At 45.9% G+C, this 17,601-nt stretch carries 21 protein-coding genes; 7 read left to right on the top strand and 14 right to left on the bottom strand.

From position 1 onward, the window contains the following. Positions 1 to 51: 51 nt before the first annotated feature. Positions 52 to 318, top strand: a complete 267-nt coding sequence (locus tag AC5JL3_RS17380) for a DNA cytosine methyltransferase (protein ID WP_496075674.1) — start codon at positions 52 to 54, stop codon at positions 316 to 318. 43 nt (positions 319 to 361) lie between these two features. After that, a complete protein-coding gene (locus tag AC5JL3_RS17385; protein WP_496075675.1) occupies positions 362 to 3,817 on the top strand; it encodes a PAS domain-containing protein in 3,456 nt (1,151 codons plus the stop codon). 95 nt (positions 3,818 to 3,912) lie between these two features. On the opposite strand, the gene AC5JL3_RS17390 is transcribed toward AC5JL3_RS17385, so the two are convergent. The 3 genes from AC5JL3_RS17390 to AC5JL3_RS17400 form a co-directional block, all read right to left on the bottom strand. Further along, the gene (locus tag AC5JL3_RS17390) at positions 3,913 to 4,677 is read right to left on the bottom strand and encodes a hypothetical protein (RefSeq protein ID WP_496075676.1); all 765 of its coding nucleotides are present in this window, start codon (positions 4,675 to 4,677) and stop codon (positions 3,913 to 3,915) included. Between the two features lie 815 nt (positions 4,678 to 5,492). After that, complete coding sequence (locus AC5JL3_RS17395; protein WP_496075677.1) at positions 5,493 to 5,939, bottom strand: response regulator; 447 nt, start codon at positions 5,937 to 5,939, stop codon at positions 5,493 to 5,495. A gap of 99 nt (positions 5,940 to 6,038) precedes the next feature. Next, entirely contained in the window at positions 6,039 to 6,392 is a 354-nt protein-coding gene (locus tag AC5JL3_RS17400) for a hypothetical protein (RefSeq protein ID WP_496075678.1), read from the bottom strand. A gap of 288 nt (positions 6,393 to 6,680) precedes the next feature. On the opposite strand from AC5JL3_RS17400, the gene AC5JL3_RS17405 reads away from it, so the two are divergent. Both AC5JL3_RS17405 and AC5JL3_RS17410 read left to right on the top strand, forming a co-directional pair. Then, positions 6,681 to 6,884: a hypothetical protein gene (locus AC5JL3_RS17405; RefSeq protein ID WP_496075679.1), complete on the top strand. Its 204-nt coding sequence runs from the start codon at positions 6,681 to 6,683 to the stop codon at positions 6,882 to 6,884. A gap of 111 nt (positions 6,885 to 6,995) precedes the next feature. After that, a complete protein-coding gene (locus AC5JL3_RS17410) occupies positions 6,996 to 7,355 on the top strand; it encodes a hypothetical protein (protein WP_496075680.1) in 360 nt (119 codons plus the stop codon). Between the two features lie 75 nt (positions 7,356 to 7,430). On the opposite strand, the gene AC5JL3_RS17415 is transcribed toward AC5JL3_RS17410, so the two are convergent. The 4 genes from AC5JL3_RS17415 to AC5JL3_RS17430 all read right to left on the bottom strand — a co-directional run bounded on the left by AC5JL3_RS17415 (position 7,431) and on the right by AC5JL3_RS17430 (position 10,406). Continuing rightward, complete coding sequence (locus AC5JL3_RS17415) at positions 7,431 to 7,799, bottom strand: response regulator (RefSeq protein ID WP_496075681.1); 369 nt, start codon at positions 7,797 to 7,799, stop codon at positions 7,431 to 7,433. Between the two features lie 602 nt (positions 7,800 to 8,401). Continuing rightward, entirely contained in the window at positions 8,402 to 8,728 is a 327-nt protein-coding gene (locus tag AC5JL3_RS17420) for a hypothetical protein (RefSeq protein ID WP_496075682.1), read from the bottom strand. Between the two features lie 623 nt (positions 8,729 to 9,351). Beyond that, positions 9,352 to 9,591: an element excision factor XisI family protein gene (locus AC5JL3_RS17425; protein WP_496075706.1), complete on the bottom strand. Its 240-nt coding sequence runs from the start codon at positions 9,589 to 9,591 to the stop codon at positions 9,352 to 9,354. Between the two features lie 11 nt (positions 9,592 to 9,602). Further along, the gene (locus tag AC5JL3_RS17430; protein WP_496075683.1) at positions 9,603 to 10,406 is read right to left on the bottom strand and encodes an alpha/beta fold hydrolase; all 804 of its coding nucleotides are present in this window, start codon (positions 10,404 to 10,406) and stop codon (positions 9,603 to 9,605) included. Positions 10,407 to 10,792: 386 nt separating this feature from the next. Here AC5JL3_RS17430 and AC5JL3_RS17435 point away from each other — a divergent pair, with 386 nt between their 5' ends. From AC5JL3_RS17435 to AC5JL3_RS17445, 3 genes are all read left to right on the top strand, one after another. After that, entirely contained in the window at positions 10,793 to 11,110 is a 318-nt protein-coding gene (locus AC5JL3_RS17435; RefSeq protein WP_496075684.1) for a hypothetical protein, read from the top strand. 147 nt (positions 11,111 to 11,257) lie between these two features. Further along, positions 11,258 to 12,679, top strand: a complete 1,422-nt coding sequence (locus AC5JL3_RS17440) for a sugar porter family MFS transporter (protein WP_496075685.1) — start codon at positions 11,258 to 11,260, stop codon at positions 12,677 to 12,679. Positions 12,680 to 12,895: 216 nt separating this feature from the next. Beyond that, on the top strand, positions 12,896 to 13,264 hold the full coding sequence (locus tag AC5JL3_RS17445) for a hypothetical protein (RefSeq protein WP_496075686.1): 369 nt from the start codon (positions 12,896 to 12,898) through the stop codon (positions 13,262 to 13,264). A 58-nt stretch (positions 13,265 to 13,322) separates the two neighbouring features. Here the strand turns inward: AC5JL3_RS17445 and AC5JL3_RS17450 are convergent, their stop codons facing one another. The 7 genes from AC5JL3_RS17450 to AC5JL3_RS17480 form a co-directional block, all read right to left on the bottom strand. Beyond that, positions 13,323 to 15,239: a hypothetical protein gene (locus AC5JL3_RS17450; RefSeq protein ID WP_496075687.1), complete on the bottom strand. Its 1,917-nt coding sequence runs from the start codon at positions 15,237 to 15,239 to the stop codon at positions 13,323 to 13,325. Positions 15,240 to 15,311: 72 nt separating this feature from the next. Continuing rightward, positions 15,312 to 16,031, bottom strand: coding sequence for a hypothetical protein (locus AC5JL3_RS17455; protein WP_496075688.1), 720 nt, complete (start codon positions 16,029 to 16,031; stop codon positions 15,312 to 15,314). Further along, positions 16,031 to 16,396, bottom strand: a complete 366-nt coding sequence (locus AC5JL3_RS17460) for a hypothetical protein (protein WP_496075689.1) — start codon at positions 16,394 to 16,396, stop codon at positions 16,031 to 16,033. The genes AC5JL3_RS17455 and AC5JL3_RS17460 overlap by 1 nt, the downstream gene beginning before the upstream one ends. Before the next feature lie 45 nt (positions 16,397 to 16,441). After that, positions 16,442 to 16,843 carry a hypothetical protein gene (locus tag AC5JL3_RS17465; RefSeq protein WP_496075690.1) on the bottom strand — a complete coding sequence of 134 codons (402 nt, stop codon included), beginning with the start codon at positions 16,841 to 16,843 and terminating at the stop codon, positions 16,442 to 16,444. 14 nt (positions 16,844 to 16,857) lie between these two features. Continuing rightward, a complete protein-coding gene (locus AC5JL3_RS17470; protein ID WP_496075691.1) occupies positions 16,858 to 17,148 on the bottom strand; it encodes a hypothetical protein in 291 nt (96 codons plus the stop codon). Further along, positions 17,148 to 17,372, bottom strand: a complete 225-nt coding sequence (locus AC5JL3_RS17475; RefSeq protein ID WP_496075692.1) for a hypothetical protein — start codon at positions 17,370 to 17,372, stop codon at positions 17,148 to 17,150. Before AC5JL3_RS17475 ends, AC5JL3_RS17470 begins: the two co-directional genes overlap by 1 nt. Before the next feature lie 25 nt (positions 17,373 to 17,397). After that, positions 17,398 to 17,592, bottom strand: coding sequence for a hypothetical protein (locus tag AC5JL3_RS17480; protein WP_496075693.1), 195 nt, complete (start codon positions 17,590 to 17,592; stop codon positions 17,398 to 17,400). Positions 17,593 to 17,601: the final 9 nt, after the last annotated feature.

Raw genomic sequence — 17,601 nt, forward strand, 5'->3', positions numbered from 1 at the left:
GCAGGGCTTGACGACCCAGAGGAGAGATTCACCAGACATTTTTGATTAACTATGAAAGCGATCGACTTATTTGCTGGATGTGGTGGTCTTTCATTAGGATTTCAAAATGCTGGCGTTGAAGTTGTAGGAGCTTTTGACAACTGGAAAGAATCTTGTGATGTCTATGCAGCTAACTTTGCTCACCCTATCTTTCAAACTGATTTGTCAGACATTGAAAACGTAGGGCAATTTAAAGAATGGGATGACGACACGCCTTTTAGCGACGGCGTTGATGGAGCAAGTCTTACATTTATAAGCCAGACTACCCGCTCAAATTGAGATTCAAGCCTAGCGCTGCCAAGCCTTAACCAGGAGAATCGGTATGAATTTGGACAACTTGCTTTTGAGGCTCCAAGCGCTTAGAGAGCGCGTTAGCGAAATGCAGGCTGATTGTAGTGAAGCGCTTCCTCAAGCCTACCTGCCGGAATGGACGGCGACAACCCTTGCTGAAGTTAGCATGGCTTTGAGCGAATTACAATCCGAGCTGCGGGGAGTAAGCGATCATTGGCAGCTAGCAACCAGTACTCTCAATAGCACGCAGTGCCTTACCGAACAAAAACTTGCCGAGACGGCACAGGTGGTGCGGCTGATTCCTGAAGGACGGGACATCACAGAGATTAAGCTTGCAGAAGCGGCACTCAGAGAAAGCGAAGCGCGGCTCCAGGCGATTCTCGCTCACTCCCCAGTCTCTATCTACCTCAAAGACCTGCAAGGTCAATACCTGCTGATTAATCCAGAAGCCGAAAAGCTTTCGGGCTTCAGCCAAGAGCAGCTAATCGGCAAGACGGATTACGAGATATTACCCTTGGTAGTTGCTGAGGAATTACGAGCTAACGACCAAAAAGTACTCGATACCCTTACTCCCCTGGTACGGGAGGAAGTGGTGCCTTGGAAGCATGGACTCAGCACCTACATTAGCGTCAAGTTTCCTCTGTTCGATGCCAAAGGCATTCCCAACGCTATCTGTGGTATTTCCACAGATATCACAGAGCGCAAACGAGCAGAGGAACAAATCCGCTTTCAGGCACGACTCCTCGATGTGGTTGAACAGGCGATTATCACTACAGATTTGAATGGAAGCATTACTTATTGGAACCGCTTTGCTGAAACCCTCTATGGTTGGCAGAGTGCAGAAGTTATCGGGCGAAATATTCTAGAAGTCACTCCGGGTGAGGTGTCAAAATCGCTAGCGGCTGAAATTTTGTCCTGCTTGCAGAGGGGTGAAAGCTGGTCGGGTGAATTTCTCGCACAGCGTCGAGACGGTACTACCTTCCCGGCGATGGTAAGTGATGCACCGATTTTTGACCACGACGGGGTATTGATTGGCATTGTCGGCGTTACATCAGATATTACTCAACTCAAGCTTGCAGAAGCGGCTCTAAGACAGGCAAATCAGGAGTTAGAACTTCGGGTTCAAGAACGTACAGCTGCCTTAAGCCAGACGAATCGCTTGCTTGAGGCGGAAATTACCGAGCGCAAGTTGGCTGAGGAGGAACTGCAGCGAAGTGAAGAACGCTTCCGCCGTGCGCTCGTCCACGCACCATTCCCAATTATGATTCATGCCGAAGATGGCGAAGTTATCCAAATCAACCAAGCTTGGACTGAGGAGACGGGATACATCCACAGCGACATTCCCACTACTGCGGATTGGATCGCGAGAGGCTATGAGGAAAGAAGGGAATTGGTGAAGGCGGGAATCGACCGACTCTACGACCTAGATACTAGGGTGTGGGAGGGAGAGTTTACCATCAAGACGCGGTACGGTGAGACAAAAATTTGGGATTTCAGTTCCGCGCCCTTGGGTAAGCTAGGCAATGGCAAGCGTTTAGTCATTAGCATGGCGAAGGACGTTACCGATCGCAAGCAAGCCGAGGAAGCACAGCGGCAAAGTGAAGCGCGATTCCGAGCCGCTATTGAGGGCAGTCTCGATGCCTTCTTCATCTTCCAGAGTGTCCGAGACGAAGGGGGACAAATCGTGGACTTTGCCTTTGTCGAACTCAACTCGAATGCCGAAAAGATGATTTCGAGGCGCAAGGAGGAGGTTATAGGCAAGAGACTGTGCGAACTTCTCCCGATCAATCGCGCCGAGGGGTTTTTTGAGAAGTACGTCCATGTCGTTGAAACTCAAGAAGTGTTAGAGGAAGAGTTTCCCTTTTCATCGCCAGAAATCACCGCCTCTTGGCTGCACCATCAAGTCGTTCCTCTGGCTGACGGAATCGCCATCACCTCCAAAGATATTACTCGGCGCAAGATGGCAGAGGAAGCGCTGCGGGAGAGTGAGGAGCGATTTCGCCAGCTCGTTGAAACCACTAGCGATTGGATCTGGCAAGTCGATGAGAATGCCGTTTATACCTATGTCAGTCCACAAGTTCGAGACATTTTAGGTTATGAAATCGAAGCCGTTCTAGGCAAAACCCCCTTCGACTTCATGCCACCGGAAGAAGCGCAGCGGGTTGCCAATATCTATAGCCACCTAATCGCCTCACGGCAGCCCTTCACCGATCTGGAAAACACCAACATACACAAAGATTTACGCCTCGTTGTCCTCGAAACCAGTGGTGTTCCTGTCTTTGACAAGGCTGGCAATTTTCGAGGGTATCGTGGCATTGACAGAGACATTACTCAACGCCAGATGGCACAGGAGGTACTGCGAACGAGCGAAGAACGCTTCCGCTCTTTGAGTGCCTGTTCGCCTGTCGGCATCTTTGAAACCGATCTTGCGGGTCGCTGTCTGTACACTAACCCACGCTATCAAGAGATTTGCAGCTGCACTCTAGAGGAGACTCTGGGAGAAGGATGGTTACAATGCCTTCACCCAGAGGAGCGCGCTCGCGTCTTTGCCGAGTGGTCACTCTACGCCCGTGACGGTCGAGAATACTCGAAGGAGTTCCGCATTCAAACCCAAGAAGGAATAGTGCGTTGGATTCACGTTCGTTCTTCACCAATGTTTTCCGCACAAGGCGAACTCATCGGTCATGTGGGAACTGTCGAAGACATCACGTCTCGGCGGCAGGCAGAAGCCGACATCCTCGCGGCGCTGCATCGGGAAAGAGAACTTAGTGAATTGCGAAATAGCTTTCTTTCTTTAGTTTCCCACGAGTTTCGCACACCCTTGACCACGATTCGCTCATCGACTGAACTCCTCGAACGCTACAACAACAAATTGTCTGACGAGAAAAAACAAACTCATTATCGACGCATTGAAAGTGCTGTAGACCGGATGACTCATTTGTTGGATGAGGTGCTGCTCATCGGTCAAGCCGAGGCAGGAAAACTCAAGTTTGAACCGCAACCAATGGATTTAGTACCTTGGTGCCGCGACTTGGTTGAAGCGATGCAAGCTGTTTACAACAACCAGCAGCAAAGTACCACTGAGCAATACGCTCTAACCTTTACTAGCTCTGGTGAGTGTACGGATGCCCAAATCGACGAAAAACTCTTGGCTCACATCCTCACCAACTTACTCTCCAATGCGATTAAGTATTCCTTGGAAGGCGGTACTGTCCAGTTTGACTTAGTTTGCACGGCAAGGGAAGCAATTTTCTGCATAACCGATAGTGGCATCGGCATTCCAGCGGAATATCTCCCTCAGCTGTTCGAGTCATTCCAACGTGCTAGCAATGTGGGGACGATTCAAGGGACGGGACTAGGACTGGCAATCGTCAAAAAGGCGGTGGACTTACACAGGGGTACAATTGCTGTGGAAAGCGAGGTGGGCGTCGGCACAACCTTTACTGTCAGGCTACCGTTGAAGTCATCTCCTTTGGTAAGTAACTAGACACAATTGATTACATACTCAAATTAGAAGCCGCTGGTCGTTACGCCTGGGGCTTTGTCTTGGGGATGCGATCGCTCTACCGCCTCACTAATCGCCTAATTTGTTTTGACAAGATGCAGTTCTAATGATAGAGATTCGCGCATTTGGTGGAAGGGTTTATTCCAAACAGGAGAAACATTCCAGTCCCACGCAGCTACGGGGATAATTTTTTTTCTAGCCAGATAAGTAAACAGGCGTATCTCATCTTTTGGTTCGCGAGAAAAATCAAAGGGATTGCGATATAAGTTTTCAGAAAGGTGATGATATTGGCAATCACCAAGACAAATGAGTTGTAGAATTTCTTGCCCTCGGCTAAGCAAATAATCTAGAAAAGCTGGGTTAAAAGGTTCAATTAAATTACGGGCTTTGGGTTCCTTTTGCACCCACTTTGCCCAGTCAAATCCATAGATAAAGTCATGAAGATAACGAAAACGAATTTCTGATTTATTTCCAAATAAATCCATCAATAACTCGATTTTCTCAGCGAAGAATTTTAAGAAGTAATCAGCTCCCTTTTCAGCAACCAAAGCCTGTCTCAGTATACTGATTACGAGACAATCAAAATCCCAAAAAATATTCTCTGGAAAGTTGCGTAATATAGATTGGAGTATGCCTGCCAATGTCTCTCTAAATACCTTGATGAATTGAAGGTCATCAGTGGTTTGAACAATCAAATTCCCCAAGGCAGAAAAACTAGTAGATAAAGTTCGGTGTGGATTCAGTGATAGAGGCTTAATATTCTGCTGCTTAAGGAGTTCATCTAAACCTTGAAAAGAGTGATTTGTTATTCTGAAATTTAGTGTCTTTCTACAACTCATCATACTCAAACATCACAACATCATCTGGGCTTGAGCTTTCCCCGCCCGTGGATTGGTAGAACGGCTATACCGCAAGATTGCTTTCGTTCGTGAACACAAAGGCTTCATAACAACCCTGTTCCCGACCAAGTTTTCTAACGGTTTCGATTGCGGTCTAACAATTTATTGTTTACGTTTCATCCTTCTAACAATAACGAGTAATTAACGAGTATATACCTACTCCCAAACGCGAGCGCACCAATCAAACCTCTCTTAGATATCATTCGTTGGTACCCAGTCGCTGTATGCCCTAACACAGTCGGTTCTTACATCTTGTTTTAGGCGAGCGCCTAGGCGGATAAGCCTTTATAGGCACGCTTGCCGGGTGGTCATCTGAGTAACATCAGTTTTGACCATCCTTGAAAACAGCAAAATCCTGTAACCGACTCGGTTTTGCGTCTCTCCCCACTGGGGAAATTACGGTTAATCGACAGCTCGTACACTCCCAAAAAACGACCCGTTTCTGGTATGATTTCGCACCTTATTAAAAAACGGCACTACAGCCTCTAACTCTGTACCAACAACTCGTCACTAAATCTATGTCACTAAAACCCCGGCTTTCTATCTTTTTGGGACGTTGTAGGCATGAGACCTTCGTAAATTCCCTGCTCTTTTAATACCCTGTTGATGCCTTAATCACATTTGACACAACTAGACAAAACACGGGTTAATTACCGTCAAGTTGTTGCGGTTCACAACTTTAGCAAAAGACAGAGTGCTCGCCTCCTATCTTTCGAGGATTGTGAATGCGTTTCTAGTTAATGCCGACTTGTCAGCACTCAATTATCTAATCGAGGAAGTTTCACGGCATTTAACCAAAAGCTGTCAATGAGCTTCACCAATGTATTGAACTCTTCAATCCCAGTCGGCTTTTGAACATAACAACTTGCACCTAAGTTGTAACTTTCGGTTACTTCAGCATCAGCCTCACTGTTAGCAAGAACAATAACCGGGATAATTTTGAGCCGCTGATTATTTTTGATGAGAGAAAGAATCTCTAGCCCCGAAAGACCAGGAAGGTTCAGGTCAAGCAAGATTAGGTTAGGAGCAACGGCTTTAGCATACTGTCCTTGACGATTTAAGTAGGGCAGCACTTCCTCTCCCTCATTGATGACATAAAGATTGATCTTCAATCTTGAGCGTTCTAGTGCTGCCAGAGTTAGCTCGACATCACCTGGGTCATCTTCGACTAACAAAACTTCCAGGGATGGCGGTTGAATGTTCACTTTTAAATAGCCTGAGCGAGAAATCAGTTAAATCTACACCCTAAGTATAAAGAACGAGAAAAGGCAAGAAAATCGACTGATTTTAAGGAGATTTTCACATCAAAACTCATTTATGCCGATACCACTTGACTTGGGCAGAACTTGAGAAGGAAATAACCGCTCCATAGCTTGATTCGCTTGATTAGGCATGAAAACTTGGAAAAGTATAATTCCGAGTAAAAGTCCTAAAAGGCTTGCTCCGAGAATAAATATAAAGATGTTAAAACTTTTTAAAGAATTAGAGGGAAATACGGGCAAATTAGGGGCAAGCTCGGAAATCTCCTCAAACTCAACCTGATCTCCCAGAGAAGAGGTTAGCTGTTGGGCAACTCTTCTGACCTGAGCTTCCGAGCGAAATTTTCCTTGACCAACAGTTACATTCCAGGTACGAACAACAAACCGATAAAATTTCACAGCGATTCCTGTAGTAGAGAACTGTAAGAAAGGCGATAAACCTTGTTGCCAAGCTCAGGATTCCCCAAAGCAAGCAGCTTAAGAACATCTAAAAGGAACCTTTAGTAAGAAATACCACTTTTGAGCAGTGACTTAAATCACAAAATCGTTCAAAAATAAAAACTGACATACTTTAAGTAAAAAGGTCAGTCTGGCGTGATATCACCTTGGAGTCTCCCACTCCCACTAGAAGAGTACGCTTCGCAGCGAGTCGTGGTCTACTTTTATAGCGGCAGATGGGTTCCGATCATGTCTTATGTTTTAGCTGAGGCGCTCGCGCTTCACCGGAAGGGACAGCAATTAGGGCAACAGTTCTATATCTTTCCTCCTGGCATCAACCCTAATGATTTCAGTAATCTAGATGTGCTTCCTCTTTTCCAGCAGGAGTCAGTACCAGTTAAAGTCAATGACTTATTGGGTCTGGCTGATGATTATCTGATTGCAAGCGCCTGAGCGAGTCGTTACACTTACTTGCTCCATTCCCGACAACTGACATCTCAGCTGCCGAAGGGGGGATAAGGCAAACGATAAACCCCTAACTTATGGGGGAGCTAGCTCAAAACTTTGGTCAGTCAAACTACAGGATTACTGCGATTAGTAGAAGTAACAGAAGTGCCAGAAGAAGATATTAGGTGCATCCTGAACGAGTTTCAGTGGCATCAGTCGATTAACGTTTACGGGATTAGCCCTAGCAGGTACGAATACATCAATACCTGCGACCTCTCCGAGCTAGAAGTAGTGCTGAAATGCATTCAAGCGGATTGGTGGGAGAGTTTTGCTATAGAACCTATTGACAAGCCAGGACAAATGATAAAAGTCACTGAGGTCAAGTCGTTTAGAGATAAATTACAACAATCACATCTGACACAACTAGACAAAACACAGGTTAATTACCCTCAATCTGTTGCGGTTCAAAACATTTAGCAAAAGACAGAGCGCTCGCCTCATATCTTTCGAGAATTGTGAGTGTGTTTTTAGTTAATGCCGACTTGTCAGCACTCAATTATCTAATCGAGGAAGTTTCACAGCCTTTAACCAAAACTCTTCGATGAGGTTCACCAAGTGAGCAAACTCCTTTATCCCTGTAGGCTTTTGAACATAACAACTTGCACCTAAGTGATAAACTTCGGCGGTTTTAGCATCAGCCTCACTACCAGTCAGAACAATAACCGGGATAATTTTGAGCCACTGATCATTTTTAATCAGAGAAAGAATCTCCAGACCGTCAAGACCAGGAAGATGAAGGTCAAGCAAGATTAGGTTAGGTGCGACGGCTTTAGCATACTGCCCTTGACGATTTAAGTAGGGCAGCACTTCCTCTAAGCGGTTTAAATTTCCAAGAGAGAGCGAAAAGGGAATTCCTTTCAAAATTTACTTCTAAAGGTAGTTAGCAGTATATAGATAAAGGTAAAAATTATATGGAGATAGGGTGTGAGAGTTACTACTTATGAATTCGATCTGGCAGCTTCCACTCCCCCTAGAGGGAGATGAACCTGTGAATATTGTTGTCTGCTATCACAGCGCTCACTGGATTCCTCTTACATGTTTTAGCTACAGTGAAGCACTAAGGCTTTCCCGTAAAGCCTCGCTTAAGGGTAAAGAGTTGCTTCTATTTCCCGCCGGTTTAAACATTGAAAATCAAAATATTTTATTATCTGGATTTTCTTGTTGTAAAACTTAACTTAAACTCAACTCTTCGACTTTTTGTTTTTGTTTCAACATCAACAGTTAATTGGTGAACTCTGTTCATTAAATCTCGAATTTTCTCCAGATCATACGGATTTTTGTCTATCCGCTTCTCTGTCATGGTTGCAGTAGTTATTTATCCCTCTGCAAATCTACTAAATGCGCCTAATTTTCGCGTATATCGTTTGAATGAAGATGTTTCAAGAATAGTTGTCACTAATTACATCTTAGGTGTGATCTCAATCACTACTTCGCTCATCAAAACTCATTTATGCAGATACTCTTTACTTGGACAGAACTTGAGAAGGAAATAAGCGCTCCATAACTTGATTCGCTTGATTAGGCAAGAAAACCGGGAGAAGCATGGTTCCGAGTAGAAGTCCTAAAAGACCAGCTACCAAAACTAGTAGTGGAAAATCAAGAGGCTTAAGGATATTAGAGGAAAATATAGGTAGATGAGGGGAAAGCTGGAAAACCTCTTTATATTCAACTTGATATTTCACTGAAGAGGTTAACTGTTGGGCGGCTTTTTTGACCTGAGCCTCAGAGCAAAATTTCCCTTGACAGATAGGTACATTCCAGGCATAAAGAAAGAACTGATAGCACTTCATAACGAATGTCTCTGGTGTAGTCAAGCTTGATTTGGAGCTAAAAGCTTGTTGCTAAAGTCAGTGTTCCTATAGTTAGCAGTTAGAGAACATGCTCAAATAGCAATCCGTAGATAGGTATCTTAAAAAGTTATCGTAGCAGACCTTCCAGGCTCAAGGCGATCGCACTTGCCCAACAAGAGCCGCTATCAATCAAGGCAAGGTTAAACATTTTCAGTTCAGTTCTGCATAACCTCTCTCACCTCACACCAATCTGTGGTGTACTTTTTATTTCATACTGAAGTGACGTAAAAAGTATGATTTACTACCTGGTTATTGATTCTAATTCTCAACAAGACTCCTTAAAAGGACTTCTAGAGAGAGGCTATTGCCAGAACAACGGAATATCGTTATTTTAATGTTGCTCTTTTAACAATTCAGCAACTAAATGAAGAATAATCGCAATGGACAGGCAGAAATACTTAGTGGGACTTAGACATTTTCTAGCCCCTTTAGGGGCTGAAAATGTCTCGCAGCAAGAGAAAGAGGTCGATGCCTTAAAAATGTCTGAAACCCTTGTAAATGCTAGATTTATGCTCATTTGAGCTAAAAACCCTTCTATGTCTAGGTTTGAATCCATTTTTGCCTCAGTTTTTGTCTAAGTCCCGGATTCCCTGTTCCATCCCGTCATATTCCACCCAAACCTTGCTCTCACTCAGAGTTACATAAATCAAATTTCCTCTAACCCGTCGTCCTCTATCCCAACCCACTTGCATTAGTGCATAGCGGTTTTGCGTATCGTCAAATACCGTATCGAGTCGAATATCGCCGTGAGAAGGTTTGAACTGGGCGTATCTTCCGTTAGACCGCGTTATTCTTGTGTGGATGGTAGAGTGCGTTACCTGTGCTTCGCCAGAAAATCAAGCATAACCTTCGCTACAGTATCCGCCGACTCTACCACCAAGGCGTGACCACCCTGATCGAGGATAGCTAGTTCAGCCTTGGGAATACCTTGAGCTAGTTGCTCGGAAAGTCTGACCGGAGTAAGAAGGTCTTCTTTCCCAACCATAACGAGTGTAGGGCAATGAATATTTGCAAGGCGATCACTGGTATCACTGCCAAGAATAGCTCGGCTTTGGTGATATAGTCCATGAGGTGTTGGCTCAAATGGTTGATTCTCAATCAAGTTGATCAGTTGTTCCATTGCCCCTGGAGTCGAGTAAAACGCCTCGGTAAACAGCCAGGGCAAGAGAACTCTCTGATAAAGTATTCCCTCTAAATTCTGTGTCAAGTCGCCAAACAATTTGATGAGTGAATTAAACCTTTCATCTCCCCTTGCCCAAGATGAGAGAAGTATCAAACAATGGATTTTTTCGGGATGTGCCAAAGCCAGTTCTTGAGCAATCTGTCCACCCATCGAATGACCTGCCACATGGACTTGAGGAATACTCAAGTAATCCAACAGCGCGGCTGCATCAGCCGCCATTTGTTTGATGCTATAAGGACTGTTTGGCGCTTCAGTTTGCCCAATTCCTCGGTTGTCGAAGCGAAGCACCTGATACTGCTTCACTAGCGATCTCATCATTGCAGCCCAGGTTGAACTGTCACTGTCAAACCCTGCTATTAACAGTAATAACTCGTTTTCACTGGAACCTTGAATGTTGTAGTACAAATCAATTCCGTTGACCTGAATTACTGACACAGCTAGCTCTCCTAAAATCCTTGCTGAACATTACTATCTTTGTTCAAGGAACGAGTAACTCATGATGCCAACCCTCGTCGTATTTTGCAGAAATATAGCGTAAAAAGTATTGTGTTCTAATCGGTGATAAGTCAGCCTCTCAACTTATCAATCACTCGCAACAACCTAGGGAGCATTCTCAATAAGAGGTAACTTTTCCCCTTCTCTATTACATAATTTTTAGGAATTAGCCCAATCAACGATATAGCGTGATAGCGTGATTACAGTCATTCTGCTACTTCCAACTTCGTAGATTATCGGTATTTGACACCGTGAATTAACCTGTGATTGATAACTCTGGCTAATAGGCACGAAAAAACCCACTCAGTTGAGCGGGTGAGCAAAAAATGATTGATTTGGTTTATTCAATTAAGGGAAAAAGCCTAATAAACGATTCCCAAATTTACAAGCGCATTGCCTCAGATTCGATCGCGCTGTATGGGGTCAAAAAAATTAATGCACGAGTCAGATTAATTTTAGTACTGGATGGGGCATGGTGCTACTATCCGGTGTTCTATTCCCTATGCCTGATGTCCCTCGATTACCTAGGTTCTCATACTACTACTACAGCGGTTTTCAGACGGCATAACATTGCGAAGTTATGTCAAGGCTTAGATAAGCTTGCCTTGCGATGGTCATTATGGCTGATGCAGGTAAGTTATTGATGTGCATCGGTGCAATCATAACCTAATCTTACAGGGCAGCTCGAACAGTCTGCTCTTAGGTACTTGTGTTGCCTGCTCTGCATCTCGCCATTGCACGTCAATTAATATTAAACCGCCCGCACAAATCAGGACTGTAAGGGCTGCATTATGAAATCATCTTTACCGAAGAATCCAGATGTTTTTGCTAAACCGAATACATCTTATGTAATTTTAATTGCTGGTGCTGCTGCGCTTGGTGGCTTTTTGTTTGGTTTTGATACGGCTGTGATCAACGGCGCTGTTGCAGCACTGCAAAACACATTCAACATTAGTAGTGCAATGACAGGCTTTGCCGTGTCCTCTGCGTTGCTCGGTTCGGCGCTGGGTGCCTTCATTGCGGGACCGATCGCCGATCGGCTCGGACGCACCAAGACCATGATCGTTGCTTCAGTCATGTTCACGCTGAGTGCTATTGGTTCCGGTCTTCCGTTTGGGATTTGGGACTTCATGTTCTGGCGTGCCTTGGGTGGAATTGCAGTTGGGATGGCTAGCGTGATTGCACCAGCTTATATTGCGGAGGTGGCTCCCGCTCACTTGCGGGGAAGACTCGGCTCTCTCCAGCAATTAGCGATCGTCGTGGGTATTTTCGTGGCACTGCTATGCAACTACTTCATTGCTCTAGGTGCAGGGGGGACAGCTGAGGGACCGTTTTGGTTTGGAGCCACGGCTTGGCGCTGGATGTTTTGGTCGGAAATCCCAGCAGCTGTACTCTATGGGGTAGCCGCTTTGATGATTCCGGAATCGCCCCGCTATTTGGTTGCTCAGGGACGACATCGCGAAGCCGCTAATGTTCTTGCCAAGGTTGGGGGCGGTGACGTAGAGTCCAAAGTCGAGGACATTCGGCAGACCGTTCTCACCGAGCGCAAACCTCAATTTTCTGACCTGCTGAGCCGACGGGGTGGGCTGCTGCCGATTGTTTGGATCGGAATGGCTCTATCCATCCTTCAGCAATTCGTTGGCATCAACGTTATCTTCTACTACAGCAGTGTTTTGTGGAGAGCCGTCGGATTTTCAGAACGCAATTCCCTGTTGATTACGGTAATCACCAGCGTGGTCAATATCGTGACAACGTTTATTGCGATCGCTACTGTAGACAAGTTTGGTCGCAAACCTCTGCTGCTGTTAGGCTCAATCGGGATGACCGTAACTCTAGGAACGTTAGCGGTTGTTTTTGGAAATGCGGCGATCGACCCCGCTACAGGCACCCCCAGTCTGCCTGGTTTATCGGGAATCATTGCTCTTGTGGCAGCTAACCTTTATGTAGTTTTCTTCGGTTTCTCTTGGGGACCGATCGTTTGGGTGCTGTTGGGAGAAATGTTTAATAACAAAATTCGAGCCGCTGCACTTTCAGTCGCTGCTGGAATACAGTGGATTGCCAATTTTCTGGTCTCCACTACATTTCCTCCCCTACTCAAAACCTTCGGGCTAGGTGCTGCCTACGGTATTTATACCATCGCGGCAGCAATTTCAATCTTTTTCGTTGCATTTTTGGTGAGAGAAACCAAAGGCAAGGAACTCGAAGAAATGTAAGCAATTGGCTCAGTACAAGGAGGCTGTTATGCAGGAGGCTCCCAGGCAATAAAGCTTGTACACTAAGCTTTTTAACCCTATTCAACTGGATATAGCAATCCTATTTCATTTGTGAGAAACGAACTACTTCCGCCTTATGCTGGCTATATCCAGCCATAGTGATTACTCACGAATCATTTAGGATTGCTATAGTTATTTCTGCCACGCTGCACTAGTATGTTCATCCACGAACACAAAGAGCTAATAGAGTACCTAGCCAAAGGCACAAAACCACGAGTCTGCTGTTGTGGTGCCAAAATCATTAACATTGTCCACTACTGGCAAAATTGCCAAACTCCCTTCAACAAAAACGAGTGGGTTTGTCGAACCTACACCCAAATTCGCGAGGATTTAAATAGAGAATACAGCCTCCACGCTATCCGGCAGGCAATCGATCTGCTAATCCGCTTGGGGTTCTTGGAGCGCCGCCAAAACCTGAGGGCGGACAACGGGCGCAATGGGCAAATTCGCACCTATCAATACCGTGTTTACACTGACCGCATTAATGCCGCTCTTTCTACGATGAAGAACTCTTCAGGTCTATAGTATTGCAAGTCCCTAACGGCTGCGAGCGCTCACGTTGAACAACACCACTCAATAAAAATCATTGTTCTTCTCCTATTCTCCAATTGTTTTCTTCACTAAATCCCCGTCCTTCTAAATCCTGAGTCATTGCATCTAATAGGTCAGAAGCATAGCGATAACGAGTATGATTTCTTCCACCTGATTTTTCACCCCATGCTAGTAAAATCGTCTTTTCTTTACCCAATCTTTTTGTAAGCAACAGCCGGAGCATCAGAAGCTTCCCGTCTCGGTCTAAGCCCTCAAATAGGGGTGGAAGGGTATCGGAAGCTTCCGGGTCTAGAGCTGACGCTAACCGAGTAGAAAGGGTTTCCAGTGAGATTCCATCAGGCTTCCGGCTTCCTTCCGCTTTTTCGACCGGAAGCTTCCGGTCGGGAAGGGTATCTTGAGGGGAAGGCTCAGTGGAAGCCTCAGTTATTGATAGATTGTCTTGCAGTTTCTCTTCTGAATTAATATCCCTTAAATTACGCTGCCAATCTGTTAAGTCTGGGATTCGTGCGGGAGACTTTCCTACCATGCAACACGGAATTGATTTACCTTTACTAGTACGGCGTGACTGTTGCCACTCTAGTTCGTTCAAAACGGCTGTCCAGTATTCGTAATCTTCCCCATCTTTTCGGCATTGATTGCGAAGAGACTTAGCGTAATCAATGGCGAATTCTCCTAAACGAACATCAGTAAAACATTCCTCTAAATCTGACTCCCCCTCGAATCCCCAAGAAGCAACATTTTCTCCTTGTGCTAAGGCAATTAGACGTAACATCGACTCGCGGGCAACGGTGATGATATCTTTCATCATTGTTTTAGCGGAAGGGGCCACTTCGATAGTCTGTTTAGTTTCTGGGTCACGTTCTTTGATTGCCTTGAGATTGGTATTGATGAGCCGCCATTCATCTACTACAAAATTGGTTATTTCAAAGGTTTCTCCCTGTTCCATCAAAGGGTAACGGCGATACATCTCTGCATGAATCCATTGCAACTTAGCTCGAATAGTTTCATAGTCAAACCACAGTCCATAAACTTGCAGACCGACCCAGTGCCAAGACTTTTTCTTAGGGGTAATAACAAAGCGGGAACCTCCTAAAATATCCAACAGCCAATCAACGAAGGTAGTTTTCCCAATACCTGTGCCACCAATGACCCGCAGATGAGCAAATTTATCAGGCTCAGTGCGAAAGCGTGAGAAATCAAACAGTACAACGGTGATAGGCGTTTTTTGGCTGGGTTGTTGCGGTTCCACTTCCACCACGGCGGCTTCAACAGTCTGAGGTGCGCTCGGCTTTTCCTCTACTGGTGTTGCTTTCACTTCAATGGTTGGTACTTCCTCCGCTAGTGGTCCCGGCTGTGGTGGTAAAGATTGAGATGAACTGGGGACAGTCCCAGACGCGATCGCTAACGCGACATCTTGCAGTGGTGGAAGCTTGAGGCTATTCCTTAGCCGTGTATGCCTGAGAATGTGCCTGAAAGCATTCAGTCTTGACTCACCTGGTAACTGCGCTAAGTAACCTGTCAACTGGGCTTCTGCGACCATCACAAGCTCATATTCGTGTGCTAGTTCCGGCTCTACATAGCCAATCACACCAAGCAGTGGGTCATCGGCTTCCGGATGGTCGTTGGTTGCTGCCAGCCCAATGCCCGTGAGTAATTCCCCTGCCCCCTTCCTGACCAGTGGGAGTAAGCACAGGCGCTTAGTGTTCTGGTAGTCTCTTAAGACCGTCCACCCATAGCCAGCCAGACCACAGCCAGCGATAACAGCTACCAAGGGATTAGCTGACAGCAGAAGCCCGACAACACCCAAGGCGGCTGATGAAACTTTTGCTGCTTCTAAATCCTGTCTGTAGTGCCGTGCTGATGCCTCGATCGCTTCGAGTCGCAGTTGCAAGGCTTCCGTAATCTGCCCTTGTGCCAGGAGTTCAGAGAATGAATTAATGTTGTGCATAAGAAAAACTCCTTTTGATGAGAAAACCCCTGAGCGTACACGCCAGGGGTTAATCTTTGTGGTCAGTGCCAATTAGTTCGGGAGGACTTCAACTTGTGGCTTAATCGGTGCGATCGCATTGAAGAACAGGTTAATCATTGCTTCCGTTCCAAAGATGCTGGCGAGAATCCAGACCAGATTAATCACCATCTCGCCTGTACTCTGCCCAATCACGGGGTAGTTCCAAAAGGCGATACCAGCATCAATCGCATAGGTCAGGGCAATCAATGCGCCACGAGTTCTAACAGTACGCATCCCCACTGCCTTTAGGCGCTTCCTCCGATACTCTGCTAAATCAAGCTGCCCTTCTTCTGGGTCAGGTACTCGGTAGTCCTTAATCGCCTCATACTCAGCTTTCGCCTTAGCAATGTCGATTTCACGCAGTACAAAAGCCTGAATGCCCTGCACAATCAGACTCACTACCGCAGCCATCCAGAATGAAGGGGCGATTATAGCCGTAAAAATGTACCTTAGGTCGGCTCCGTCACTTACAAAAGGCTTAGGGACAAAGGCGGGGTTATTTGCGTTCATTGCTTGCCAGTAACCCTCAGCACTGACTGACCCAAAGTACAGGACTCCTAAGCCAATCATGATCGCGTTTCCTGGTGGAGTCGTTAGCCAGTTAATCAGACGAGCTGGAACGGTCAGAATCAAGACCAGTACCCGACTGATACCTGATGCCGCATCACTTCCAGGTGATTGAGTAGTAGTGCTGCGATGTCCGTTTGTTGAAGATTTAGAGCCAAGTGCCATTAGTCGCAAACTCCTTTGTAGTAAAGCGTGAAGTAGAATTCCCCTTGGTAGGCGTACCCGATACACTTCCTGTAGCGGTCGTAAACAACAGTTTTTTCACTCTTGTTGACGGTATGTTGCCAATCAAGATGAGGTGGAGTGTTGTTGAGGGTGTAGTTAGAAACAATTAGCTGGTTAAAGTGGGCAATCTGGTTTTCTTGGTAGGCATCAGCGATCGCCTTTGCATTCTCGGCTTCAGTCTTTTCCTGTTCTGTATGCCACCAACTAGCGTGGTCAAATGTCGCCTTGGAAGTGGTAATTAGAGCTGTGCCGATTAAGCCGATAATGCTGCCAGTAGTCACCAGTCGAAATGTGTTGGTTTGCATAGTTCTTCTATGCCCCTAGTTACGGCTAGGGGCATTTCTCTAGGGCTAGAGACTAACTTCCCAATGATCTGTGTGGGTTCTTGAGGCGTAGACTTTGCCTCCAATCTGTGCAGTCAGAGCTTCAATCAAGCCCTCAATGTTGCCCTCAGAAAGTTGGCTACAAGCTTGGATGTACTCAACTAATTCGGGGTCTTCGTCCCAAATGTTCCAATCCACACCAGCCGATTCAATACAGCAATCAATAAGGGTGATTTCTTCGGGATGAGGACTAGGTTGGTGGACTGGCTTGTTCGCAATGTAGTCGGCTAATGCTGCCCGGAAGACAATCTTTTGTTCGTAGGTCATTTGCTGTAACTGAGAACCAAAGCGTTCTTGAAGGTTGTGCAGGACTTCAGGAGATTGAGTTTTTGGGTCGTAGCCTGTGTGATAGCCAATTGGGTGAGTCATGATTTAATTAATCCTTACGATTGGTTTACTGTTCGGTCGTTTGGGAGAGAGCCAGTGGTGGGAGTGTCCAATTCGTCACCGCTGGCTTCTGCTCCAATAGCAATTAGCGCTTCACCATGAAGGTCATGCTCATTCTGGAAGTTCACAAGATGGGCATAGAAGTTAGTCCAGTCGTTAGTAGCGATTGCTTCTACTGCTAATCCCTCCAATTGCGAGAGAAACCCTTCATATTCCTGCCGGATGGCTTCTAGTGGGTCAGGTGGATTCTCTTTGAGTCTTTGTGTCCAATCTTCTGGTGCAATCATCAATCCACTCCGTTCATTTGACGAGTTTCTGCAATCCACTTCTCTATTGGGTAGCTAGCTTCAAAAGCACTCTTTATTGCTCCCATAGCCATGCCAAGAAAACGGGGGTAAAATTCACCTTCCATCTGGGGATAAGCTTGCTTGACAATTTCAAACCACTCTTGGATTGTGGATTCGTCAACACCGAGCAGGATTTGTAAGGTCAATGAGGTTTCTTCAGTCACTTTTACTTCCTTTGATTTGAGCTACTTAAAGTGTTTGTCTGAGCGATTTGACGACTGCCTCTGCCTCGCCCATATTGCCCTTCTGCCTCCCGACTTCCCAGAGCAAATCCTCAATCTGCTGGCGTTCTTCAGCAGTCCCGGTCTTGTAAATCTCAAGGGTTTGGCGGCAGGCTTGTTCGACCGACCATCGTTCCCTGAGCTTTCTCAAGAAGTTAAGCATTGTTAAGTC

It is taken from the genome of Symplocastrum torsivum (genome assembly GCF_059505465.1).

Coding starts and splice junctions, on each gene's coding strand:
- AC5JL3_RS17445 (WP_496075686.1), top strand. CDS start 12,896: ATGTTCATCCACGAACACAAAGAGCTAATAGAGTACCTAGCCAAAGGC.
- AC5JL3_RS17405 (WP_496075679.1), top strand. CDS start 6,681: ATGTCTTATGTTTTAGCTGAGGCGCTCGCGCTTCACCGGAAGGGACAG.
- AC5JL3_RS17480 (WP_496075693.1), bottom strand. CDS start 17,592: ATGCTTAACTTCTTGAGAAAGCTCAGGGAACGATGGTCGGTCGAACAA.
- AC5JL3_RS17420 (WP_496075682.1), bottom strand. CDS start 8,728: ATGAAGTGCTATCAGTTCTTTCTTTATGCCTGGAATGTACCTATCTGT.
- AC5JL3_RS17470 (WP_496075691.1), bottom strand. CDS start 17,148: ATGATTGCACCAGAAGATTGGACACAAAGACTCAAAGAGAATCCACCT.
- AC5JL3_RS17390 (WP_496075676.1), bottom strand. CDS start 4,677: ATGATGAGTTGTAGAAAGACACTAAATTTCAGAATAACAAATCACTCT.
- AC5JL3_RS17385 (WP_496075675.1), top strand. CDS start 362: ATGAATTTGGACAACTTGCTTTTGAGGCTCCAAGCGCTTAGAGAGCGC.
- AC5JL3_RS17460 (WP_496075689.1), bottom strand. CDS start 16,396: ATGCAAACCAACACATTTCGACTGGTGACTACTGGCAGCATTATCGGC.
- AC5JL3_RS17440 (WP_496075685.1), top strand. CDS start 11,258: ATGAAATCATCTTTACCGAAGAATCCAGATGTTTTTGCTAAACCGAAT.
- AC5JL3_RS17380 (WP_496075674.1), top strand. CDS start 52: ATGAAAGCGATCGACTTATTTGCTGGATGTGGTGGTCTTTCATTAGGA.
- AC5JL3_RS17450 (WP_496075687.1), bottom strand. CDS start 15,239: ATGCACAACATTAATTCATTCTCTGAACTCCTGGCACAAGGGCAGATT.
- AC5JL3_RS17435 (WP_496075684.1), top strand. CDS start 10,793: ATGATTGATTTGGTTTATTCAATTAAGGGAAAAAGCCTAATAAACGAT.
- AC5JL3_RS17455 (WP_496075688.1), bottom strand. CDS start 16,031: ATGGCACTTGGCTCTAAATCTTCAACAAACGGACATCGCAGCACTACT.
- AC5JL3_RS17465 (WP_496075690.1), bottom strand. CDS start 16,843: ATGACTCACCCAATTGGCTATCACACAGGCTACGACCCAAAAACTCAA.